Annotated in this window: 14 protein-coding genes; 4 read left to right on the forward strand and 10 right to left on the reverse strand. The window is 42.5% G+C overall.

Features of this window, described 5'->3' with window-relative positions; translation table 11 throughout:
* From D891_RS0105145 to D891_RS0105190, 10 genes are read right to left on the reverse strand one after another with little or no spacing between them, the layout of a single operon-like run.
* Complete coding sequence (locus tag D891_RS0105145; RefSeq protein ID WP_025270066.1) at window positions 1–339, reverse strand: hypothetical protein; 339 nt, start codon at window positions 337–339, stop codon at window positions 1–3.
* The gene (gene ligA / locus D891_RS0105150; RefSeq protein WP_029952030.1) at window positions 340–2343 is read right to left on the reverse strand and encodes an NAD-dependent DNA ligase LigA; all 2004 of its coding nucleotides are present in this window, start codon (window positions 2341–2343) and stop codon (window positions 340–342) included.
* Entirely contained in the window at window positions 2336–3034 is a 699-nt protein-coding gene (locus D891_RS0105155) for a UDP-2,3-diacylglucosamine diphosphatase (RefSeq protein ID WP_084042314.1), read from the reverse strand. Before D891_RS0105155 ends, ligA begins: the two co-directional genes overlap by 8 nt.
* Complete coding sequence (locus D891_RS0105160; protein ID WP_025270068.1) at window positions 3031–3687, reverse strand: rhomboid family intramembrane serine protease; 657 nt, start codon at window positions 3685–3687, stop codon at window positions 3031–3033. Before D891_RS0105160 ends, D891_RS0105155 begins: the two co-directional genes overlap by 4 nt.
* Complete coding sequence (locus tag D891_RS0105165) at window positions 3674–4129, reverse strand: DUF2062 domain-containing protein (protein ID WP_025270069.1); 456 nt, start codon at window positions 4127–4129, stop codon at window positions 3674–3676. Before D891_RS0105165 ends, D891_RS0105160 begins: the two co-directional genes overlap by 14 nt.
* Window positions 4130–4135: 6 nt before the next feature.
* On the reverse strand, window positions 4136–4756 hold the full coding sequence (locus D891_RS0105170) for a J domain-containing protein (protein WP_025270070.1): 621 nt from the start codon (window positions 4754–4756) through the stop codon (window positions 4136–4138).
* Window positions 4757–5623: a sigma-70 family RNA polymerase sigma factor gene (locus tag D891_RS0105175; RefSeq protein ID WP_025270071.1), complete on the reverse strand. Its 867-nt coding sequence runs from the start codon at window positions 5621–5623 to the stop codon at window positions 4757–4759.
* Window positions 5605–7029, reverse strand: a complete 1425-nt coding sequence (gene cysS, locus D891_RS0105180; RefSeq protein WP_025270072.1) for a cysteine--tRNA ligase — start codon at window positions 7027–7029, stop codon at window positions 5605–5607. The genes D891_RS0105175 and cysS overlap by 19 nt, the downstream gene beginning before the upstream one ends.
* 7 nt (window positions 7030–7036) lie before the next feature.
* Window positions 7037–8005 carry a LysM peptidoglycan-binding domain-containing protein gene (locus D891_RS0105185; protein WP_025270073.1) on the reverse strand — a complete coding sequence of 323 codons (969 nt, stop codon included), beginning with the start codon at window positions 8003–8005 and terminating at the stop codon, window positions 7037–7039.
* A complete protein-coding gene (locus tag D891_RS0105190; RefSeq protein ID WP_025270074.1) occupies window positions 8002–8862 on the reverse strand; it encodes a tetratricopeptide repeat protein in 861 nt (286 codons plus the stop codon). Before D891_RS0105190 ends, D891_RS0105185 begins: the two co-directional genes overlap by 4 nt.
* Before the next feature lie 124 nt (window positions 8863–8986).
* Between D891_RS0105190 and D891_RS0105195 the strand changes: the two genes are divergently transcribed.
* Genes D891_RS0105195 through D891_RS0105210 form a run of 4 tightly spaced genes read left to right on the forward strand, consistent with a single transcriptional unit; the run spans window position 8987 to window position 16195 of the window.
* On the forward strand, window positions 8987–9799 hold the full coding sequence (locus D891_RS0105195) for a DsbA family protein (protein WP_025270075.1): 813 nt from the start codon (window positions 8987–8989) through the stop codon (window positions 9797–9799).
* Window positions 9800–9801: 2 nt separating this feature from the next.
* Window positions 9802–12621 (forward strand): AsmA-like C-terminal domain-containing protein, encoded by a 2820-nt coding sequence (locus D891_RS0105200; protein ID WP_025270076.1) that lies wholly within the window; start codon window positions 9802–9804, stop codon window positions 12619–12621.
* Complete coding sequence (locus tag D891_RS0105205) at window positions 12622–15042, forward strand: homocysteine S-methyltransferase family protein (RefSeq protein WP_025270077.1); 2421 nt, start codon at window positions 12622–12624, stop codon at window positions 15040–15042.
* Complete coding sequence (locus D891_RS0105210; RefSeq protein ID WP_025270078.1) at window positions 15035–16195, forward strand: sigma-54-dependent transcriptional regulator; 1161 nt, start codon at window positions 15035–15037, stop codon at window positions 16193–16195. Before D891_RS0105205 ends, D891_RS0105210 begins: the two co-directional genes overlap by 8 nt.
* The last annotated feature ends 12 nt before the right edge of the window (window positions 16196–16207 follow it).

The raw sequence follows: 16207 nt of genomic DNA on the forward strand, positions 1-16207 counted from the left end.
CTATGCGTTTGCCTCTTCGGCATTTGTATCCTGTTGATTCTCACCCTCATCGGCCTTCAAGGATTCCCCTTCTTCCTCTTCTGTCTCTTCCCCTTCCTCTTCCTCTTCTTGCTGCTCCTCTTCTTTGGGTTTTATAAACTCAAGGTAATAGAAGTTAACAGCAGCAGCAGTGGCAACACCAAACAGATAAAATGAAATAGCGGTGAAGAATGTCTTAACAAATGCATCAAAGAAATCCAACCCCTTATAGGTAAAAAACAGGGTGCAGACAGCGGTTGCAACTATGGCATAGAAAGAGGAAATCCACTTAGGGTCAAGCAAAAACTCGCTCTTTTCCAATTACCCCTCCAACAAACGCATCAACTCTTCCTCGTTTATGATAGACACCCCTGCCTCTTGAGCCTTCTTTAGCTTCGATCCAGGGTTTTCACCCACAACCAGATAATCCAGATTCTTACTAACGCTATTTCTCACTATGCCGCCATTCTCTTCTATAAGCTGCTTGAAATACTCCCTCGGTCTTGACAGCGTTCCTGTAAACACAAAGCTCTTGCCTGCAATCTTAGACTGCTTCTTCTTCTCATCCTCAAAGTGTATGCCGTAATCCAACAGCCTCTGTATGGTCTGGATGTTTTTAGGCTCAGAAAAGAAAGAGACAACGCTTTCTGCTATCTCTTCACCTATTCCATCGATACCCAAAAGCTCGTCCTTTGTGGCGTTCTTTAAAGCATCCAAATTCCTAAACCTCTCCGTTAGCAGTCTTGCAACAAACTCACCCACATGTCGAATCCCCAATGCATAAATGAATTTAGCAAATGTCGTGCCTTTTGAGCGTTGAATGGATGAGATGAGGTTTTCTGCCAACTTCTCGCCAACCCTATCCAACCCCATAAGGGTCTCTTTATCAAGCCTATAGATGTCTGAAATATCCCTAACTATACCCCTATCCACCAGCTGCTCAATCAATTTATCGCCAAATCCATCTATATTCATGGCCTTCCTTGAGACGAAGTGTTTTATGGACTCCTTCAGCACCTTGGGGCAGTTTATGTTTGAGCAGCGATAGTAAGCCCCGTCCTTTACCACCTTGGAACCGCATACGGGGCACTGTTTGGGCATTACAAACCTTCTTTCACTCCCATCCCTCAAATCCTTAACCGGCTTTACCACCTCCGGTATTACATCACCAGCCCTCTGAACAAACACAACATCGCCAATCCTTATATCCTTCTTCTCTATCTCATCCATGGTATGGAGGCTTGCCCTCGATACAACAACCCCGCCTATATTTACAGGCTCCAATATAGCCACCGGTGTCAAGATACCGGTCCTTCCCACATTCACCTGAATATCCTTTATCCTGGTGGTGGCCTGTTGTGCAGGGAATTTGAAGGCTATGGCCCAACGGGGAGACTTCGTCGTTGCACCCAAGGCCTTCTGAAGCCCAAAATCGTCCACCTTTATGACGACACCGTCCAACTCATAGGGCAGGCTATCCCTCATCGATTCAAGCTTCCTTTTGTATTCAATGGCATCCTCTATGCCAACAACCAGCCTATTTAAATCACTTGTGGGAAAACCCATCTTTTTAAGGCTCTCCAAAGCCTCATGCTGTGAGTTAATGTCTTTTTTGTATCCCTCTATCTGCCTGATGTAATACATCACCATTATGAGGTTCCTCTTTGCCGTCTCTTTCGGGTCGAGTTGCCTAACTGAGCCTGCAGCGGCATTCCTGGGATTGGCAAATACGCTCAAGCCATTCTTTAGCCGTTCCTTGTTGATCCTTTCAAACTCCTCCTTGGTTAAAAGAACCTCCCCCTGCACATCGAGGTATTCAGGTGGGTCATCAACAGGCAAAACAAGGGGAACATTGCGTATGGTCTTTATGTTTTGGGTCACATTCTCACCGACATAGCCATCGCCCCTGGTTGATGCAACTGTAAGCCTTCCATTCTCATAGATCAAATCTATAGACAACCCGTCAAATTTAGGCTCAACGCTGTATGCTATCTTCTCATCCTCAGGCAACTTTAAAAACCTTTTAACCCTTCTATCAAACTCCCTTATGTCGTTATCATCAAAGCCATCCTCAAGCGACAGCATCGGTATTCTATGCTCAACCTTCTCAAACCTATTAAGCGGAGCACCGCCGACCTTTACAGTGGGCGAATTCTCATCGTAAAACTCAGGATAGGCCTTTTCAAGCTGCTTCAGTTCATACATTAGCTTATCGTATTCTGAATCGGAGATTACAGGATCGTCCAATACATAATAGCGGTAATTGTGATAGTGGAGCTGTTTTCTTAACTCCTCTATCCTCTTTTTTGCCTCTTTTTTATCCATCGTTCCACCTCTTCAAAGAAAACCCTCTATCCGTTTCGTATTCGACATAGGTAAAGTTTTCAAAGAAATCGCCTGTATTTATGTATAATCCATTATTGATTTTTTTAAATACGGGTGTGTGGGTATGGGCTAAAATAACAACATCTGCATCCTGCCTTAGCATACCTTCAGCATACTCAAGACACGCTGCCTCCGTCCCCCTGTATCTTTTGGACTTTATCCTTTTTTTGCTAAAGCTTGAGGCCTTCTTGGATAGCTCAAGCAGAAGGCCAGCCGGCAAGGCGTTTATAAACGAAAGGGTAGGGCGGCTCTTCAAAAACCCCCTAAACAGCCTATAGAAGAGATCCTTTTTGTCTATCGTATCGCCGTGGGAGAGTATAACCCTAAGATTATCGATATTCTCATACAGAAAACCCTTAACAATCTCTGCATTTACATACCTCTTTATAGCCTCAAGCCTGTATTCGTGATTGCCCTCAAACAGCACAAGCCTTCTGCTTCTGCCTATACAGGCAAGCAGGTTAATCAAACTAAAGTGGTGAGGATAGACAAAACCACCATACCCATAGTAAAACTCAAACAGATCCCCCAATATGTATATGGCATCGTAATTTGCATGTGTATCGTATAGAAAATCCACTATAGCACGGCTCTTTGGATAGTGGACATCAGAGACGAACAAACACTTCATAGGTATTCTTTTTTTATCTTAATCCTTGCCACGATCAACCCAAAGATAAAACCGCCGATATGGGCAAACCAGGCAACACCCCCCATGGATTTTGATACAATGGAGAACATGCCGTTTAAATACTGCATGAAGAACCACAAGATTATGTAAAGCCAGGCTGGAATCCAAACAAATGTTATGAATATCAAAATGGGCAGAAGCGTAAGCACCGAAGCATGGGGAAAGAAAACCAAATAAGCCCCAAGCACGGCAGATACAGCTCCGCTTGCACCGATTAGCGGCACGGTGGAATGAGGCGTTATGGCTCCCTGAACGATCATAGAGGCATAACCGCCGGCAAGATAGAAAAGCAGATAATTCACATGACCCAGCCTATCCTCCACATTGTCGCCAAAAACCCACAAAAACCACATGTTCCCGATTATGTGCATAAAACCGCCGTGAAGAAACATGGAATTAAAGGCCCTTATGAGGGATGAAAATATGTAATGATAGTCAAATAGCATGGCGGGTATAAACGCATGGTTATACATAAACCTCATTATATTCGGCTGAGACAGCTCATAGAAGAACACCAAGACATTCACAACTATCAAGAATATGTTGACAACAGGCCTTGTATAGGACGGGTTATTGTCCTTAAGTGGAAACATCCATTACTCCTTTTTTGCCTCTATATTTTCCAACGGCGTATTTTATCAAAAAATAACAGACAACAGAAGCGGCTAATCCAAACACCACGCTGCCTATCAATATATCCCAGAAGGCATTTTTCCCATCGTGTATATAGTGCTCAAAGGTGAAGGGTTTTAGATTGAAGTTTGTTTTATCGTTTAGAATGAACGCCCCTATCTTGTAATCAAGGTAATAGACAAGCGGCGTCGTCCAGGGATTGTTTATCCATGAGCCGGTAATGGCCGCAAGCTTATTAAGCTTAAACAACACAGACAAAACAACAGCCAATACCGTGTGAAGACCAAAAAACGGTGATATGGATATAAACACGCCAACGGCAAAGGACATTGCTATCTTATGGGGGCTATCATCAAGGGAGATGAGATTGCGTAAAAGCTGCCTGTAAGAAACCTTCTTCAAATCTATTTACCTTTTCAGGAATTTTCTGAACAAAGAACCAATGGCCACAGAATTTGAACTCAGCCGATCAAGGGCCTCTTGAGCCTTTTTGCTTGACGGGTCTATCTTTAATGCCTCTTGATAGAATTTTCTTGCAGACTCCTTAAGGGATATGGCTTCATAGACCTCCCCCAAATAAAGATACCCCTCCAACTTCCACGGGTTTAGCTTAACGGCCTTCTGGAAGTATTTAATCGCCTGATGAAACCTCTTTTTCCTGAGGAAGGCTATGCCATACAACAGGTTAACCTCATAATCGTCATCCACATTACCCTTAATCTGGTTTAAGGCCTCAATAGCCGCATTAAAGTTGTTCTGCGATATATAGGCATGCGCCTTTTTGATCAATATATCCCTGCCTGTGGTGGTTTTTGTTGTTTTCTGATCGCTTGCGCCCTTGGAGAATTCCTTAGACTTTATCAGATTATAGGCATAGGTTAATTCTTTGAATCTACTCTCCTTCTGGATCCTCTCCTCCTCAGTTGTTGCCGTATCGGGATGATACTCCTTGGCAAGCCTTAAAAACACCCTTCTCAGCTCGTTCTCGCTTATATTGGAATCAACACCCAAAACCTCATAAGGATCCATTCACCTATACTCCTTAAACCGCCTCTTGAGTTTGTTTATTATGTTATTCTCAAGCTGTCTGACCCTCTCCTTGCTGATACCGTATTTTTCACCTATCTCCCTCAATGTTCTCGGCTTGCCATCATACAAACCATACCTCAACTTTATGATATCCTGCTCCCTTTGCGGAAGCTCAGACAGAAACTTATTAACCTCCTCAATTAGGGATTTCTGTATGTGCTCCTCCTCAACCGACTGCTCCTCCAAACTAATCAGATCCCCCTTTACAATATCCTTATCATCGTTCACATAGTCGTCCAGCGAATCAAAGTAAAATCTGGCCATCTCTGCGTTCTTTATCTCCTTCTCGCTAAGCTCAGAGATCTCGGAAAGCTCATCGTCCAACGGCTCCTCATCGAACTTCTGTTTATAATCCTCCTTGATCGAGTCTATTTTGCTGATCCTGCTTTTTGCCTTTAACGGTATCCTTATAGGGGTGCTCTGCTCGGTTATATACTTCATAATGGACTGTTTTATCCACCATGCTGCATAGGATATAAACTTTGTGTTTCTATCTGGATCGAACTTCTTTGCTGCCTTTATCAGGCCTAAATTGCCCTCATTGATCAAATCCAACAGGGGAATGCCTAAATTCTTATATCTCTTTGCAACACTGACAACAAACCTCAAGTTGTGTTTAACCAGCTTCTTTAAGGCTTCTTTATCCCCCTTTCTTATCCTATAACCTAACTCCTTCTCCTCTTCTTGGGACAAAACAGGTATTTGGGATATCTCTTTTAGATAGCTCGATAAGGCGCTGCTTTCTGCTAAATCGGCTTCCTCATCGAGCAGAAACTGATCGTTTTTATCTATCTTTTCACTTTCCATCTGGTATATTCCTTTGCATCTTCAAGTATAATGCCCTTCTGGCTGAGCTCATCCCTTATTCTATCGGCAGTTGCATAGTCCTTTTTCTTCCTTGCCAAAGCCCTTTCCTTTATCTTCTCCTCCACCCACTCAACATCTATGCCATCGGGGATAAACCAGCTTGCAGAGGATGTATCAAACACACCCAAAACGGATTTTATCTTATTCATAGACTCCAAAAAGCCCTCTTTATAGGCCTTATTGGGTTTCTCATCGCCCTTTATACTATCCAGATACTGATTAAACGCCTTTATCGTGGAGAAAACCTCACCAATGGCCTTTGGCGCATTGAAATCATCATCCATAGCCTCCTCAAACCTCTCAAGCAGGCTATCCAACCTCTGCTTAAGCTGCTCATCCAGCTTGCCCTTTTTATCAAAATCTGTCTCTTCAAGCCTCTGGATGAAGTTGTAATACCTGTTTAGCGCCTCTTTGGCTGCATCCAAGCCCTCAAAGGAAAAATCAATGGGACTTCTGTAATGCGTAAGAAGCAAGAAATACCTCAATGTCTGACCATCGTATTTCTTTAGTATATCCTTTATGGTAAAGAAGTTGCCGAGCGATTTGCTCATCTTCTCCTTGTTTATCCTTACAAAACCGTTGTGAATCCAATACTTAGCAAACGGCTTGCCTGTTGCTGCCTCAGACTGGGCTATCTCATTCTCATGATGTGGGAAAATCAGATCCTCACCGCCCCCGTGTATATCGAAGGATTCGCCTAAATACTTCATACTCATAGCAGAACACTCTATATGCCACCCGGGTCTTCCCTCACCCCACGGAGAGTCCCATTTGGGTTCGTTCTCCTTTGACTTCTTCCAGAGGGCAAAATCAAGCGGGTTTTCCTTTTTGTCATTTACATCAACCCTGGCGCCACTCTTAAGTTCATCGATATTCTTACCGGAAAGCTTGCCGTATTCTTTAAACCTATCCACCCTATAGTAAACATCGCCGTCAACCTCATAAGCATAGCCCTTCTGCTGCAATCTCTTAACCAAATCTATAATCTCTTTTATATGCTCTGTGGCTTTGGGTTCAAACTCCGGTTTTGCTATGTTGAGTTTTGACATGTCCTTGTAATATTCGTCTATGTATTTATTCGCCACCTCACTAAAGCCTAAACCCTCCTCGTTGGCCCTGTTTATGATCTTATCATCAACATCGGTGAAGTTTTTAACAAAGACCACATCATAACCCTTATACTTCAGGTATCTATAGATGATATCAAAGGCAACAGCGCTGCGGGCATGTCCTATGTGGCAATTATCATACACGGTAACCCCGCAGACATACATACCAACCTTGCCCTCTCTTAAGGGCTTAAATTCCTCAAGCTTCCTGCCCATAGTGTTGTAAATCTTCAACATCTATCCATCACCTCAAGATATATTTTTGTGTTCTGTCTGGAATCTCCTCCAAGCCCTCGCTTGATGGAAAGAATATGCTTAAGTAATACTTGTATTGACTGCTAACAATACCACGGCCGATGGGTATAGGCTCTGCTGAACCCTTATTTAGCCTCTCGATAACAACAGCCTTACCAACAATGTCTTTCTGAATGGGTTTGTCGGCCTTAAAGAAGAAGAAAAATCCAAGACCGCTCTGGAGTTCATTCTGGGCAACAAACAGCTGCCTGATGCCTATACCACCCAATTTAACCTCTTGCGGTTTTGAGCTTATCTGTTGATACGGATACACAGTACTTATAACATCGTCTTCTGCAACCTCCGTTGAGCATTTAGCTATCCTGCCCTTATAGACCCCATCCTTTATTTTGCTCTCAACATCTATCTCTCCTATAGGCATATAGGCCTCAAAATCGTGGTCGCATAGCTTCAAATCCAGATAATTCTTAAGGTTTCTGTATATGTATAGTTTTTTTGGCAGTTTCGGTTTGCTCGTATGCAGATAGACAACATCGCCCTGCCTTGGTTCTATGTTGGTATAGGTATCAAAGCTTATGGTGGCAATCCTGAACTCATCCTTATGCCATACACACTCACCCTGTTGACATGTTGAGTAAAACTTAGCACCGTCATACCATATAGCAGACAGGTATCTAACCTTTTCCGGCTGTTTGTGATCGGGTTTCTTTTTAGAGAGCGTTGCAATCTCAAGCCCGTGTTCTGTGATCTTCAGTATCTCACCTGGGAATATGAGATTGGGGTCATTGATGTATGTGTTGTTGTACCACAATTTACCCCAGAGGAATGGATTTTTATAAAACCTCTTTGATATACTCCACAGCGTATCGTGAGGCTTAACGATGTAAAGCTCACCGTATCCATAAGCAACATTTAGGGAAACAAAAATAAAAAACAAGGCCAATAACCATCTTCTCATCCCTTCCTCCTTCTCTTTATGAGGTTTACATAATTGCTATAGGGAAACCTCTTGATCAACAGATCCCTATAATACACCTCAAGCTTTTTATCGTTCTGCTTTTTGTATATCTTTATCAGGGCAAATATGGCCGCATCGGTCTTACCACCCTTATCAACGGATGCTTGGGGAAATTCCTCTATTATTCTTTTCAACAACTGCGTCGCTTTATCTATATTGCCCAAGTGTATGTGCGTATAGGCAAGCCAGAAGAGGGCATTATCAAACAGGTCTGTGTTCTTATACTCACCTATAAACCGCTCAAACAGCTCTTTTGCCTTTGAGTAATCACCTTTTTTGTAATAGCCCAACGCCTCCCTATAAAGGGCCTTATAGTCTTTTGTATCAACCTGTGGCTTATTAGATGGCTTTTTTATTATGGTCTTAGTCTTGGGGGGCGGTGGTATGAAACCCAAAGAGGCATTATCCCTTTCTTCTTTTTTTGTGGATTGGGTTATATAGCTGAGTATGCGGTTTGCCTTCTTTTCTATCTCACTGTCTTTCTGTGGCTGCGGGTTATCCTTAGCCTGATGAGAATCCGAAAAAGATTCAGTAGAACTTAGATTATCCACCACAGAAGCCGGTGGGATGTTGGCCAGAATATCCTCCTGCCTCTCCTTTGCCAATCTCTGCTTGATCTGTTGAAGCTTTAATTCTATCTCATCGATCTTTTTTGAGTTTTCCTCTATCCTTTTTGAGTTAAAATCCACCCTGCTTTCTATTAGATTCAGCCGTTTCATTATAATGGAGTTGTTATCAAAGCCACACGAGCTTAAAACAAAAGCCGCAAGTGCAATTATGAAAACAAAACGGAACATTTTACCTCCCAGTGTGAGAATTTTAAATGATATCCCCTGCCTTGTCAACTTATAGAAAAGAGTTATTGTATTTTCCCACCAAAAGTATATAATCAACAAATAAATTGGATTTTGGAGGTGTTTAATGAAGGCTCTTAAGGGTTTGGCTATAGTATCGTCTTTTGTGCTTATAGGTTCTATGTCGGCATCGGCCAAGACAAAATACGACGATGTCTTAAAAAAAATCATCCCATCAAGAATCAATTACACAGCAACCGTTGAGAAGGATAGCATTCTTAAGGGTTTTGACCAGATAAATGTGGGCATAGAAAATAAAAAGACAGGCACGATTTATCACAGATACATCTGGATATCAAAGGATAAAACAACAATAGTGCCGGTTATACTGAAGCTAAAAGACGGTCAACTCAAAAGGGCAACCCCCCAGAAGGTAATGGAGAGGATAGAAACAGACATAAGCTGGTTTTATAACTTAAAGAAAGAGCTGCCCAAGAGCATACTAAAATCTATCGGCAATGGCAAAACCGAGGTTTACCTATTCAGCGATCCGCTATGTCCATTCTGCAAAAGGGAGCTATCCAAGCTTATAAAGCTGGCAGAAGAAAACAAGATAAAGCTCTATGTATTGCCGTTTAATGTCCATGGGGAAGAGGCCAAGAAGGCCAGCGCCATCTTTTTAAACATAGTGGAGAAAGACGGCCTAAAGGCGGCAATCGACAAGATAGAGGGTGCGGAGTTTAACCAGGTCAAGGATATGGTCAAAAAGGAAAAAGATATAGACAAACTCCTCAAAAAATACGGCTCTGTAATGGACAAAATAGCCAAGGCCGCATTCAAAAACGGTATAGAGGGAACGCCTGGAATAGTTATACCCAAAACAAAACAGAAAGGTTATGTAATCGTTGGCCTATCCAACATAGAGGAATACATTAAGTAAGAATGAGAAGACTGCTAAGCTATCTTTTCTTTATTGTTGTAATAGCAGTTCTTCTGACATCGGCGGCATCGTTCGTCATCTGGAAAAAGCTGGATGCCGCCTTTTTCTATTCACTGATAAAATCACAAACCCAAAAACTCAAAAAAAGTGGCATAGAGGTAAGGCTAAAGGGTCTAAATGTAAGGAAACACTTTCCATACATCACCATAGAGGCAAAGACGGTTGCCTTTAGCCAGAATGGGTTAGAAGCCTATGGCTTCAATGTTAAAGACACCATATCCATACCAAAGGCTTTAATATCCAAGCTGGTATACGGAACATACGCAGGTGTAATAAATGCAAGCCTCATATCCATAAACGCAGGCAATATCAAACTAAAACTGAAAAAACCCACAATCGAGTTGTTTCTAAACAAGGATATAAGGTTATCTCTAAAAACCCATTCTCTTACAACACCATACCTAACACTCAACAACCTGACCGCCAAAGCAGAGATAGACAAAACAAACAAAACCTTAACCCTACAGGTAAAAAACCCCTCTGGATTCGACATAGACTCAAAGATCAGCCTAAAGGGAGAAACACCAAATATCAGAGCAAACATAACAACACCGTATTTAGACATAACCCCGTTTAGGTCTCTTTTGAGCCCCCATCTTAAACGATTCATACTATCGGGCTTCATCAAGCTAAAAAACATAGAAATAGACGGCAATCTGCTAAACCCCGCATCGATAAAAACAGGTAAGATCGACATCAAAGAGGCTGCCTTTAGAATAGACCTAAAAAGCTCCATATTCCACATAAAAAGCGCAAATATAGAGATAGAGGAAAACAAATTGATTGCTCTTGCCAAGGGCAATTTTGAAGGGATAACAACGGACGGCTCTGAGTTTATAGTGTATCGAAAGAAGGACTATCCCATGGAGATGCACCTGCATCTGCAGGGTAATGCCAATGAATATGTCAGGGTGTTTTTAGAGGAAAACATCTTCTCAAAGGACGATCTGGATGTATTGGGCAAAACAAAGAACCTAAAAGGCCTGATAAGGGCAGACATAGACATATACGAATACAAAAGGAGACCCAGGCCGTATTTCGATTTTGATGTTAAGCTATACCCAAAAACAGTGGAGTTTGAAAACTCAAATATCCCCGGCGGATGGGTCAAGGTAAGGGGCTTTTTAAGGATTCAAAGAATTACAGACGGCGGAGTGGTAAAAAGGCTCATGTTAACCTTCAAAGATTTAAATGCCACAACAAAAACCTCCAACCTAAAGACTGGTCTGTTTGTTCTGGATATAAAACCCAAACTGCTCCTGAATGGTAGCTTCAATCTAAACATATCCAAAGAAGATCTAAACTTCTTCCTGACCAAATTCAGCCACAAAAATCTCCCATTCAACATAAAAAAGGCACACATAAAGGCCACTATCAACGGAAGTCCATCGAGGTTCTCATTCAACACAGATATCTCAACGGCCTCATCCATAAACAACATACCGCTAAACCTAAAGGCAAAGGGTATATTCAACGCCCCCCTGCTAAAGATAGAAGCATTAACCCTAAAAAGCATAGGCAACATCTCATTCAGCGGCAACATAGATATGAAGAGGCTAAATATAACAAGCCTCTCTGCAACATTCAAAAAGCTAAAAATAGAAACCATTGCCTCAATAATCAACACAATACCGGACATCAAGGGAACAATAGACGGCAAAATCAGCCTAAACAAACAAAACGGTAAATTCTTCCTAAACAAGGGCAGCATATCCATAACAGACGGCAAATTCAAGGCGATAGACAACATATCGGCAGACATAAACTCAGACGGTAGTATGCTGTATATGACAAATTGCAGCTTCAACCTCTTAAACAATCAACTATTGTCCTATGGCAGATACAACCTAAACACCAAAAGCGGGGATTTGAGTATTTTTGGCGATGTTGTAAACCTAAATGTAAAGCAGCTGATAAAACCCAAAAAGACGCAAAACAACACAACTGTTAAGCTTCCCCATTTTAGCCTAAAGATAAAGGCAAACATACTAAAGCTCAACCTAAAGGACAACAAGCAAACAAAGGATATCGGTGCAACAACGCTAAACTGCGCCATAACACCCAAAAGTCTCGATATAAACATATTCAGCCTTCCAACCAAGATAACAGCCACATTCAGAAAAAAACGACTGAAAATCAACATATCAGACAGTGCGCTATGGGAATTCTTTACCCAATGCAAAGCAAAGCACTCATCCATAAACATAAAAGCCGCCTTAACATCACCAAAAGACAACGAATTAAACATAAAAACACTCAGGGGCAAGATCAACCTTACATCACGAAACGGCTGTATCAAGATGGGCTCATCATCCCTAAATCTATTCAGCATAATTCTAAACCCATTTAAAAACCTAACCACAAAGCTAAACACCCAGGACAGGATAGATTACAAATACATAAAGGGCGAGTTATCCTTAAATAACGGTATATTGAAGGCAACCGATAAAAATCCCATAATATTAGATGGCAACATAGAGATATTCGGATACGGTAAATACAATATAATATCGAAGAATATCGATGCCTATATAACCTTCATAACATTCTCCACCATAAACAAGCTGGTTTCCAAGATTCCCGTTGTGGGGTGGATCATAGGGGGCAAGGAGAAGAGCTTTACAGGCTTGAGTTTTCATGTAAAAGGGGATATAAATAATCCCTCGATAAAACCTATTCCCTTTAAAAGCCTTGCAAAGGGAATAGCCGATGTGCTAAAAAGGACGATCATGTTGCCACTGGGCATTTTTGGGGTGAAATAGATGAGAAATTTTAGGGAAGAATTGGGAAAAGGGATTTTGATATTGGACGGTGCTATGGGCACCCAGCTTCAGGAAAAAGGTATCCTTGCAACCGGCACATGCCCGGATTATCTGAATGTAACACATCCTAAAGAGATAGCCGAGATACATAAATCGTATTTAGATGCCGGTGCAGACATAATAGTAACCAACACATTTGGTGCAAATCCCATAAAACTCGAAGAGTTTGGCTTACAAGAAGAGGTTTATAAAATCAATTACGAGGCCGTAAGAATAGCAAAGGATGTTGTTGGTGATAAGGGGTTTGTCTCCCTATCCATAGGGCCAACCGGCAAATTCTTAGAACCCGTCGGAGAGGCGGATTTTGATTACATAAAGGAGGTATTCAAAAAACAGGTTCAACCTGCGGTCGATGCCGATGTGGATCTATTCTCATTGGAAACATTCATGGATATAAAGGAGCTAAAGGCCGCCATAATAGCCATAAGGGAGATAACAGACAAGCCCATAATAGCCATGATGACCTTCGCAGAAGACGGAAGAACCATACTCGGCACATCGCCTGAGGTATTTGCAAAAACTATAGAGGTTATGGATGTTGATGTAATAGGCGCAAACTGCTCTGTAGGCCCAGATTTACTGAACGAATTTGTAAAGAAGATGGCAAAGGTTAGCGATATGCCGCTTATCATACAGCCAAATGCAGGCATTCCGAGGCTTGTGGACGGCAAGACGATATTCCCCGTTGGGCCTGAGGAGTTTGCAAGTTATGCGGATGATTTCAAGGAGTATGCAGCAATCGTCGCTGGATGCTGCGGCACAGGCCCAGACCACATAAGGCTCCTTGCCAAAAAACTCAAGGGCCAGCCTGCGAAAAAAAGGACGCCAGAGAAGGCCACCGTCCTAACAAGCAGAAGCCAGCTTATCGAGATAGGGTATTCAAGACCTGTGGTATTCATAGGCGAAAGACTCAACCCCACAGGCAAGAAACACTTAAAAGAACAGCTAAAAGAGGGCAAAACCGGCCTATACAGAAAAGAGGCCATAGAACAGACAGAGCACGGGGCGATGGCACTGGATATAAATGTGGGCGTTCCGATGATAGATGAGCCCGCCATGATGAAGAAATGCGTACTGGCCGTGGAGAGCGTGGTTTCTGTGCCTTTGGTTATAGACTCATCAAACATAGAGGCCATAGAGGCCGGCCTGAAGGCTGCAGACGGAAAGGTTTTAATCAACTCCGTGAACGGCTCCAAAGAGAGCATGGAGGCGGTCTTACCGCTTGCTAAAAAATACGGGGCAGCCATACTGGCGCTACTGTTAGATGAGACCGGTATTCCAGACACAGCAGAAGAGAGGTTGAAGATACTCGACAGGATCGTTGAGAACGCCAAAAGATTCGGCATAAGAGAAGAAGACATAGTGGCCGATGCATTGGCCTTAACCATAGGCAGCGACAAAGAGAGGGCGCTTGAAACCCTGAGAACCATAAAACTCATAAAGGAGAAATACGGCATAACAACCATCTTGGGTTTGAGCAATGTATCGTTTGGCCTGCCAAATAGAAAGCTCATCAACTCATCCTTCATGGCTATGGCCATATACAACGGTCTGGATAGCGCCATAGTCAACCCGTATGATGAACTGCTATGGCAGATAAAGTATGCAAGTGACCTGATCGTGGACAGGGATAAGGACGCCTCAATCTACATAAACAATTCAAACGACATCACGCTGGAAAACAGATCAACATCAAAGGCAAAATTAGAACTGATAAAATCACCGTTTGAAAAGGGTAGCTTAGAGGATAGATTATTTATGTGCGTGATAGAGGGCAACGAGGAGGAGATAGTCCCCCTAACACAGGATGCCCTAAAAAGCAAAGAACCGCTCCAGATTAGCAACGAAATACTCATACCTGCACTCGATGTGGTGGGCAAACTCTATGATAAGGGGATATACTTCTTACCACAGATGATAAAATCGGCAAACGCCATGAAAAAGGCCTTTAACATACTAAAGGAAGAGATAAAAAAAAGGGCAACAAAGCAAAAAACAGGCAAAACCATCATAATGGCAACGGTCAAGGGCGACATACACGATATAGGCAAAAACATCGTCTCGCTATTGCTTGAGACAAACGGATTTGAGGTTGTGGATTTGGGTAAGAATGTGGATGATGAGACCATTCTAAAAGCCATAGAGGAGCACCACGCAGACGCCGTTGGATTATCGGCCTTGATGACCACAACGATGGTCAACATGAAGAATGTTATAGATAAGATCAAGATGAAGGGCTTAAATGTGAAGATAATGGTGGGTGGCGCCGCTGTTAGTGAGGATTTTGCCAAGAAGATAGGCGCCGATATGTATGCGAAGGATGCAATAGAGGCTGTGAGGTTGGCAAAGGAAAATGTATAGGGTATTGGTTGTTGATGACGATGAGCAGATGAGGGTGGCCTTAAGGGCCACATTAGAGCATCTGGGATATCAGCCAACGCTATCAAAGGACGCCAAAGAGGCCTTAAAACTACTAAAAAAACACGATTACGATTTGATATTGAGTGATTTGAAGATGCCAAAGATGGACGGCGTTGAATTCCTAAAAGAGGTAAAAGACCTAAAGCCCCATATACCGTTTGTTATGATAACGGCCTTTGGCGATATAAAAACGGCTGTTGAGACGATGAAATTGGGGGCATTTGACTTTATACTAAAGCCGTTTTCCCAGGATGCACTAAAAAAGATTATAGAGATGGCCATATCGCATACATCCATAAAACAGACCATCCAGAACAAGCCAGCAACTACAAAGCAAAAAGAGGGTTTCGTATTCAAAAGCAAGGCTATGGAGAATATCATAACCCTTGCACAAAAGGTGGCCCAGACGGATGCAACGGTTCTGCTGATTGGTGAAAGCGGGACGGGTAAAGAGGTTCTGGCACGCTATATACACTCAATAAGCAACAGGTCAAAGGGAAGCTTTGTGGCTGTAAACTGCGCTGCAATCCCCCAGAATTTATTAGAAAGCGAGATGTTTGGGTACGAAAAGGGCGCATTCAGCGGGGCAACGAAGGCACATCCGGGCAAGTTTGAGCAGGCAAACGGCGGAACAATACTCTTGGATGAGATAAGCGAGATGCCTTTAGAGCTTCAGGCAAAGCTCCTTCGGGTTATTCAGGAGAAAACGGTTGACAGAATAGGCTCTACATCGTCCATTAAGGTTGATGTAAGGATTATATGCACCACCAACAGAAACATAGAAGAAGAGGTAAAAGAGGGTAAATTCAGGGAGGATCTGTATTACAGGATTAGCGTCTTTCCTATAAGAATACCACCCTTAAGGGAAAGAAAGGACGAAATACCGCATCTAATAGATTTCTTCATAGAGAGGTTTTCTGCTCAATTTGATAAACAGATAGAGGGGATAGAGGAGGAGGCTTTAAAGATTCTCAACAACTATCCGTGGCCAGGCAACATCAGGGAGTTGCAGAATGTCATCGAAAGGGCTGTTGTTCTATGCGAGGGTAAATACATAACGAAGGATGATATATTCTTGCATAACCTCGGATAAAAAAGAAGGGCA

Source organism: Hippea sp. KM1 (genome assembly GCF_000526195.1).
Lineage (GTDB): Bacteria > Campylobacterota_A > Desulfurellia > Desulfurellales > Hippeaceae > Hippea.

Bases quoted from the DNA above. Each gene is read 5' to 3' on its own strand.
- ligA (WP_029952030.1), bottom strand. From the start codon at position 2,343: ATGGATAAAAAAGAGGCAAAAAAGAGGATAGAGGAGTTAAGAAAACAG.
- D891_RS0105205 (WP_025270077.1), top strand. From the start codon at position 12,622: ATGAGAAATTTTAGGGAAGAATTGGGAAAAGGGATTTTGATATTGGAC.
- cysS (WP_025270072.1), bottom strand. From the start codon at position 7,029: ATGTTGAAGATTTACAACACTATGGGCAGGAAGCTTGAGGAATTTAAG.
- D891_RS0105170 (WP_025270070.1), bottom strand. From the start codon at position 4,756: ATGGATCCTTATGAGGTTTTGGGTGTTGATTCCAATATAAGCGAGAAC.
- D891_RS0105185 (WP_025270073.1), bottom strand. From the start codon at position 8,005: ATGAGAAGATGGTTATTGGCCTTGTTTTTTATTTTTGTTTCCCTAAAT.
- D891_RS0105210 (WP_025270078.1), top strand. From the start codon at position 15,035: ATGTATAGGGTATTGGTTGTTGATGACGATGAGCAGATGAGGGTGGCC.
- D891_RS0105175 (WP_025270071.1), bottom strand. From the start codon at position 5,623: ATGGAAAGTGAAAAGATAGATAAAAACGATCAGTTTCTGCTCGATGAG.
- D891_RS0105200 (WP_025270076.1), top strand. From the start codon at position 9,802: ATGAGAAGACTGCTAAGCTATCTTTTCTTTATTGTTGTAATAGCAGTT.
- D891_RS0105155 (WP_084042314.1), bottom strand. From the start codon at position 3,034: ATGAAGTGTTTGTTCGTCTCTGATGTCCACTATCCAAAGAGCCGTGCT.
- D891_RS0105190 (WP_025270074.1), bottom strand. From the start codon at position 8,862: ATGTTCCGTTTTGTTTTCATAATTGCACTTGCGGCTTTTGTTTTAAGC.
- D891_RS0105195 (WP_025270075.1), top strand. From the start codon at position 8,987: ATGAAGGCTCTTAAGGGTTTGGCTATAGTATCGTCTTTTGTGCTTATA.
- D891_RS0105160 (WP_025270068.1), bottom strand. From the start codon at position 3,687: ATGTTTCCACTTAAGGACAATAACCCGTCCTATACAAGGCCTGTTGTC.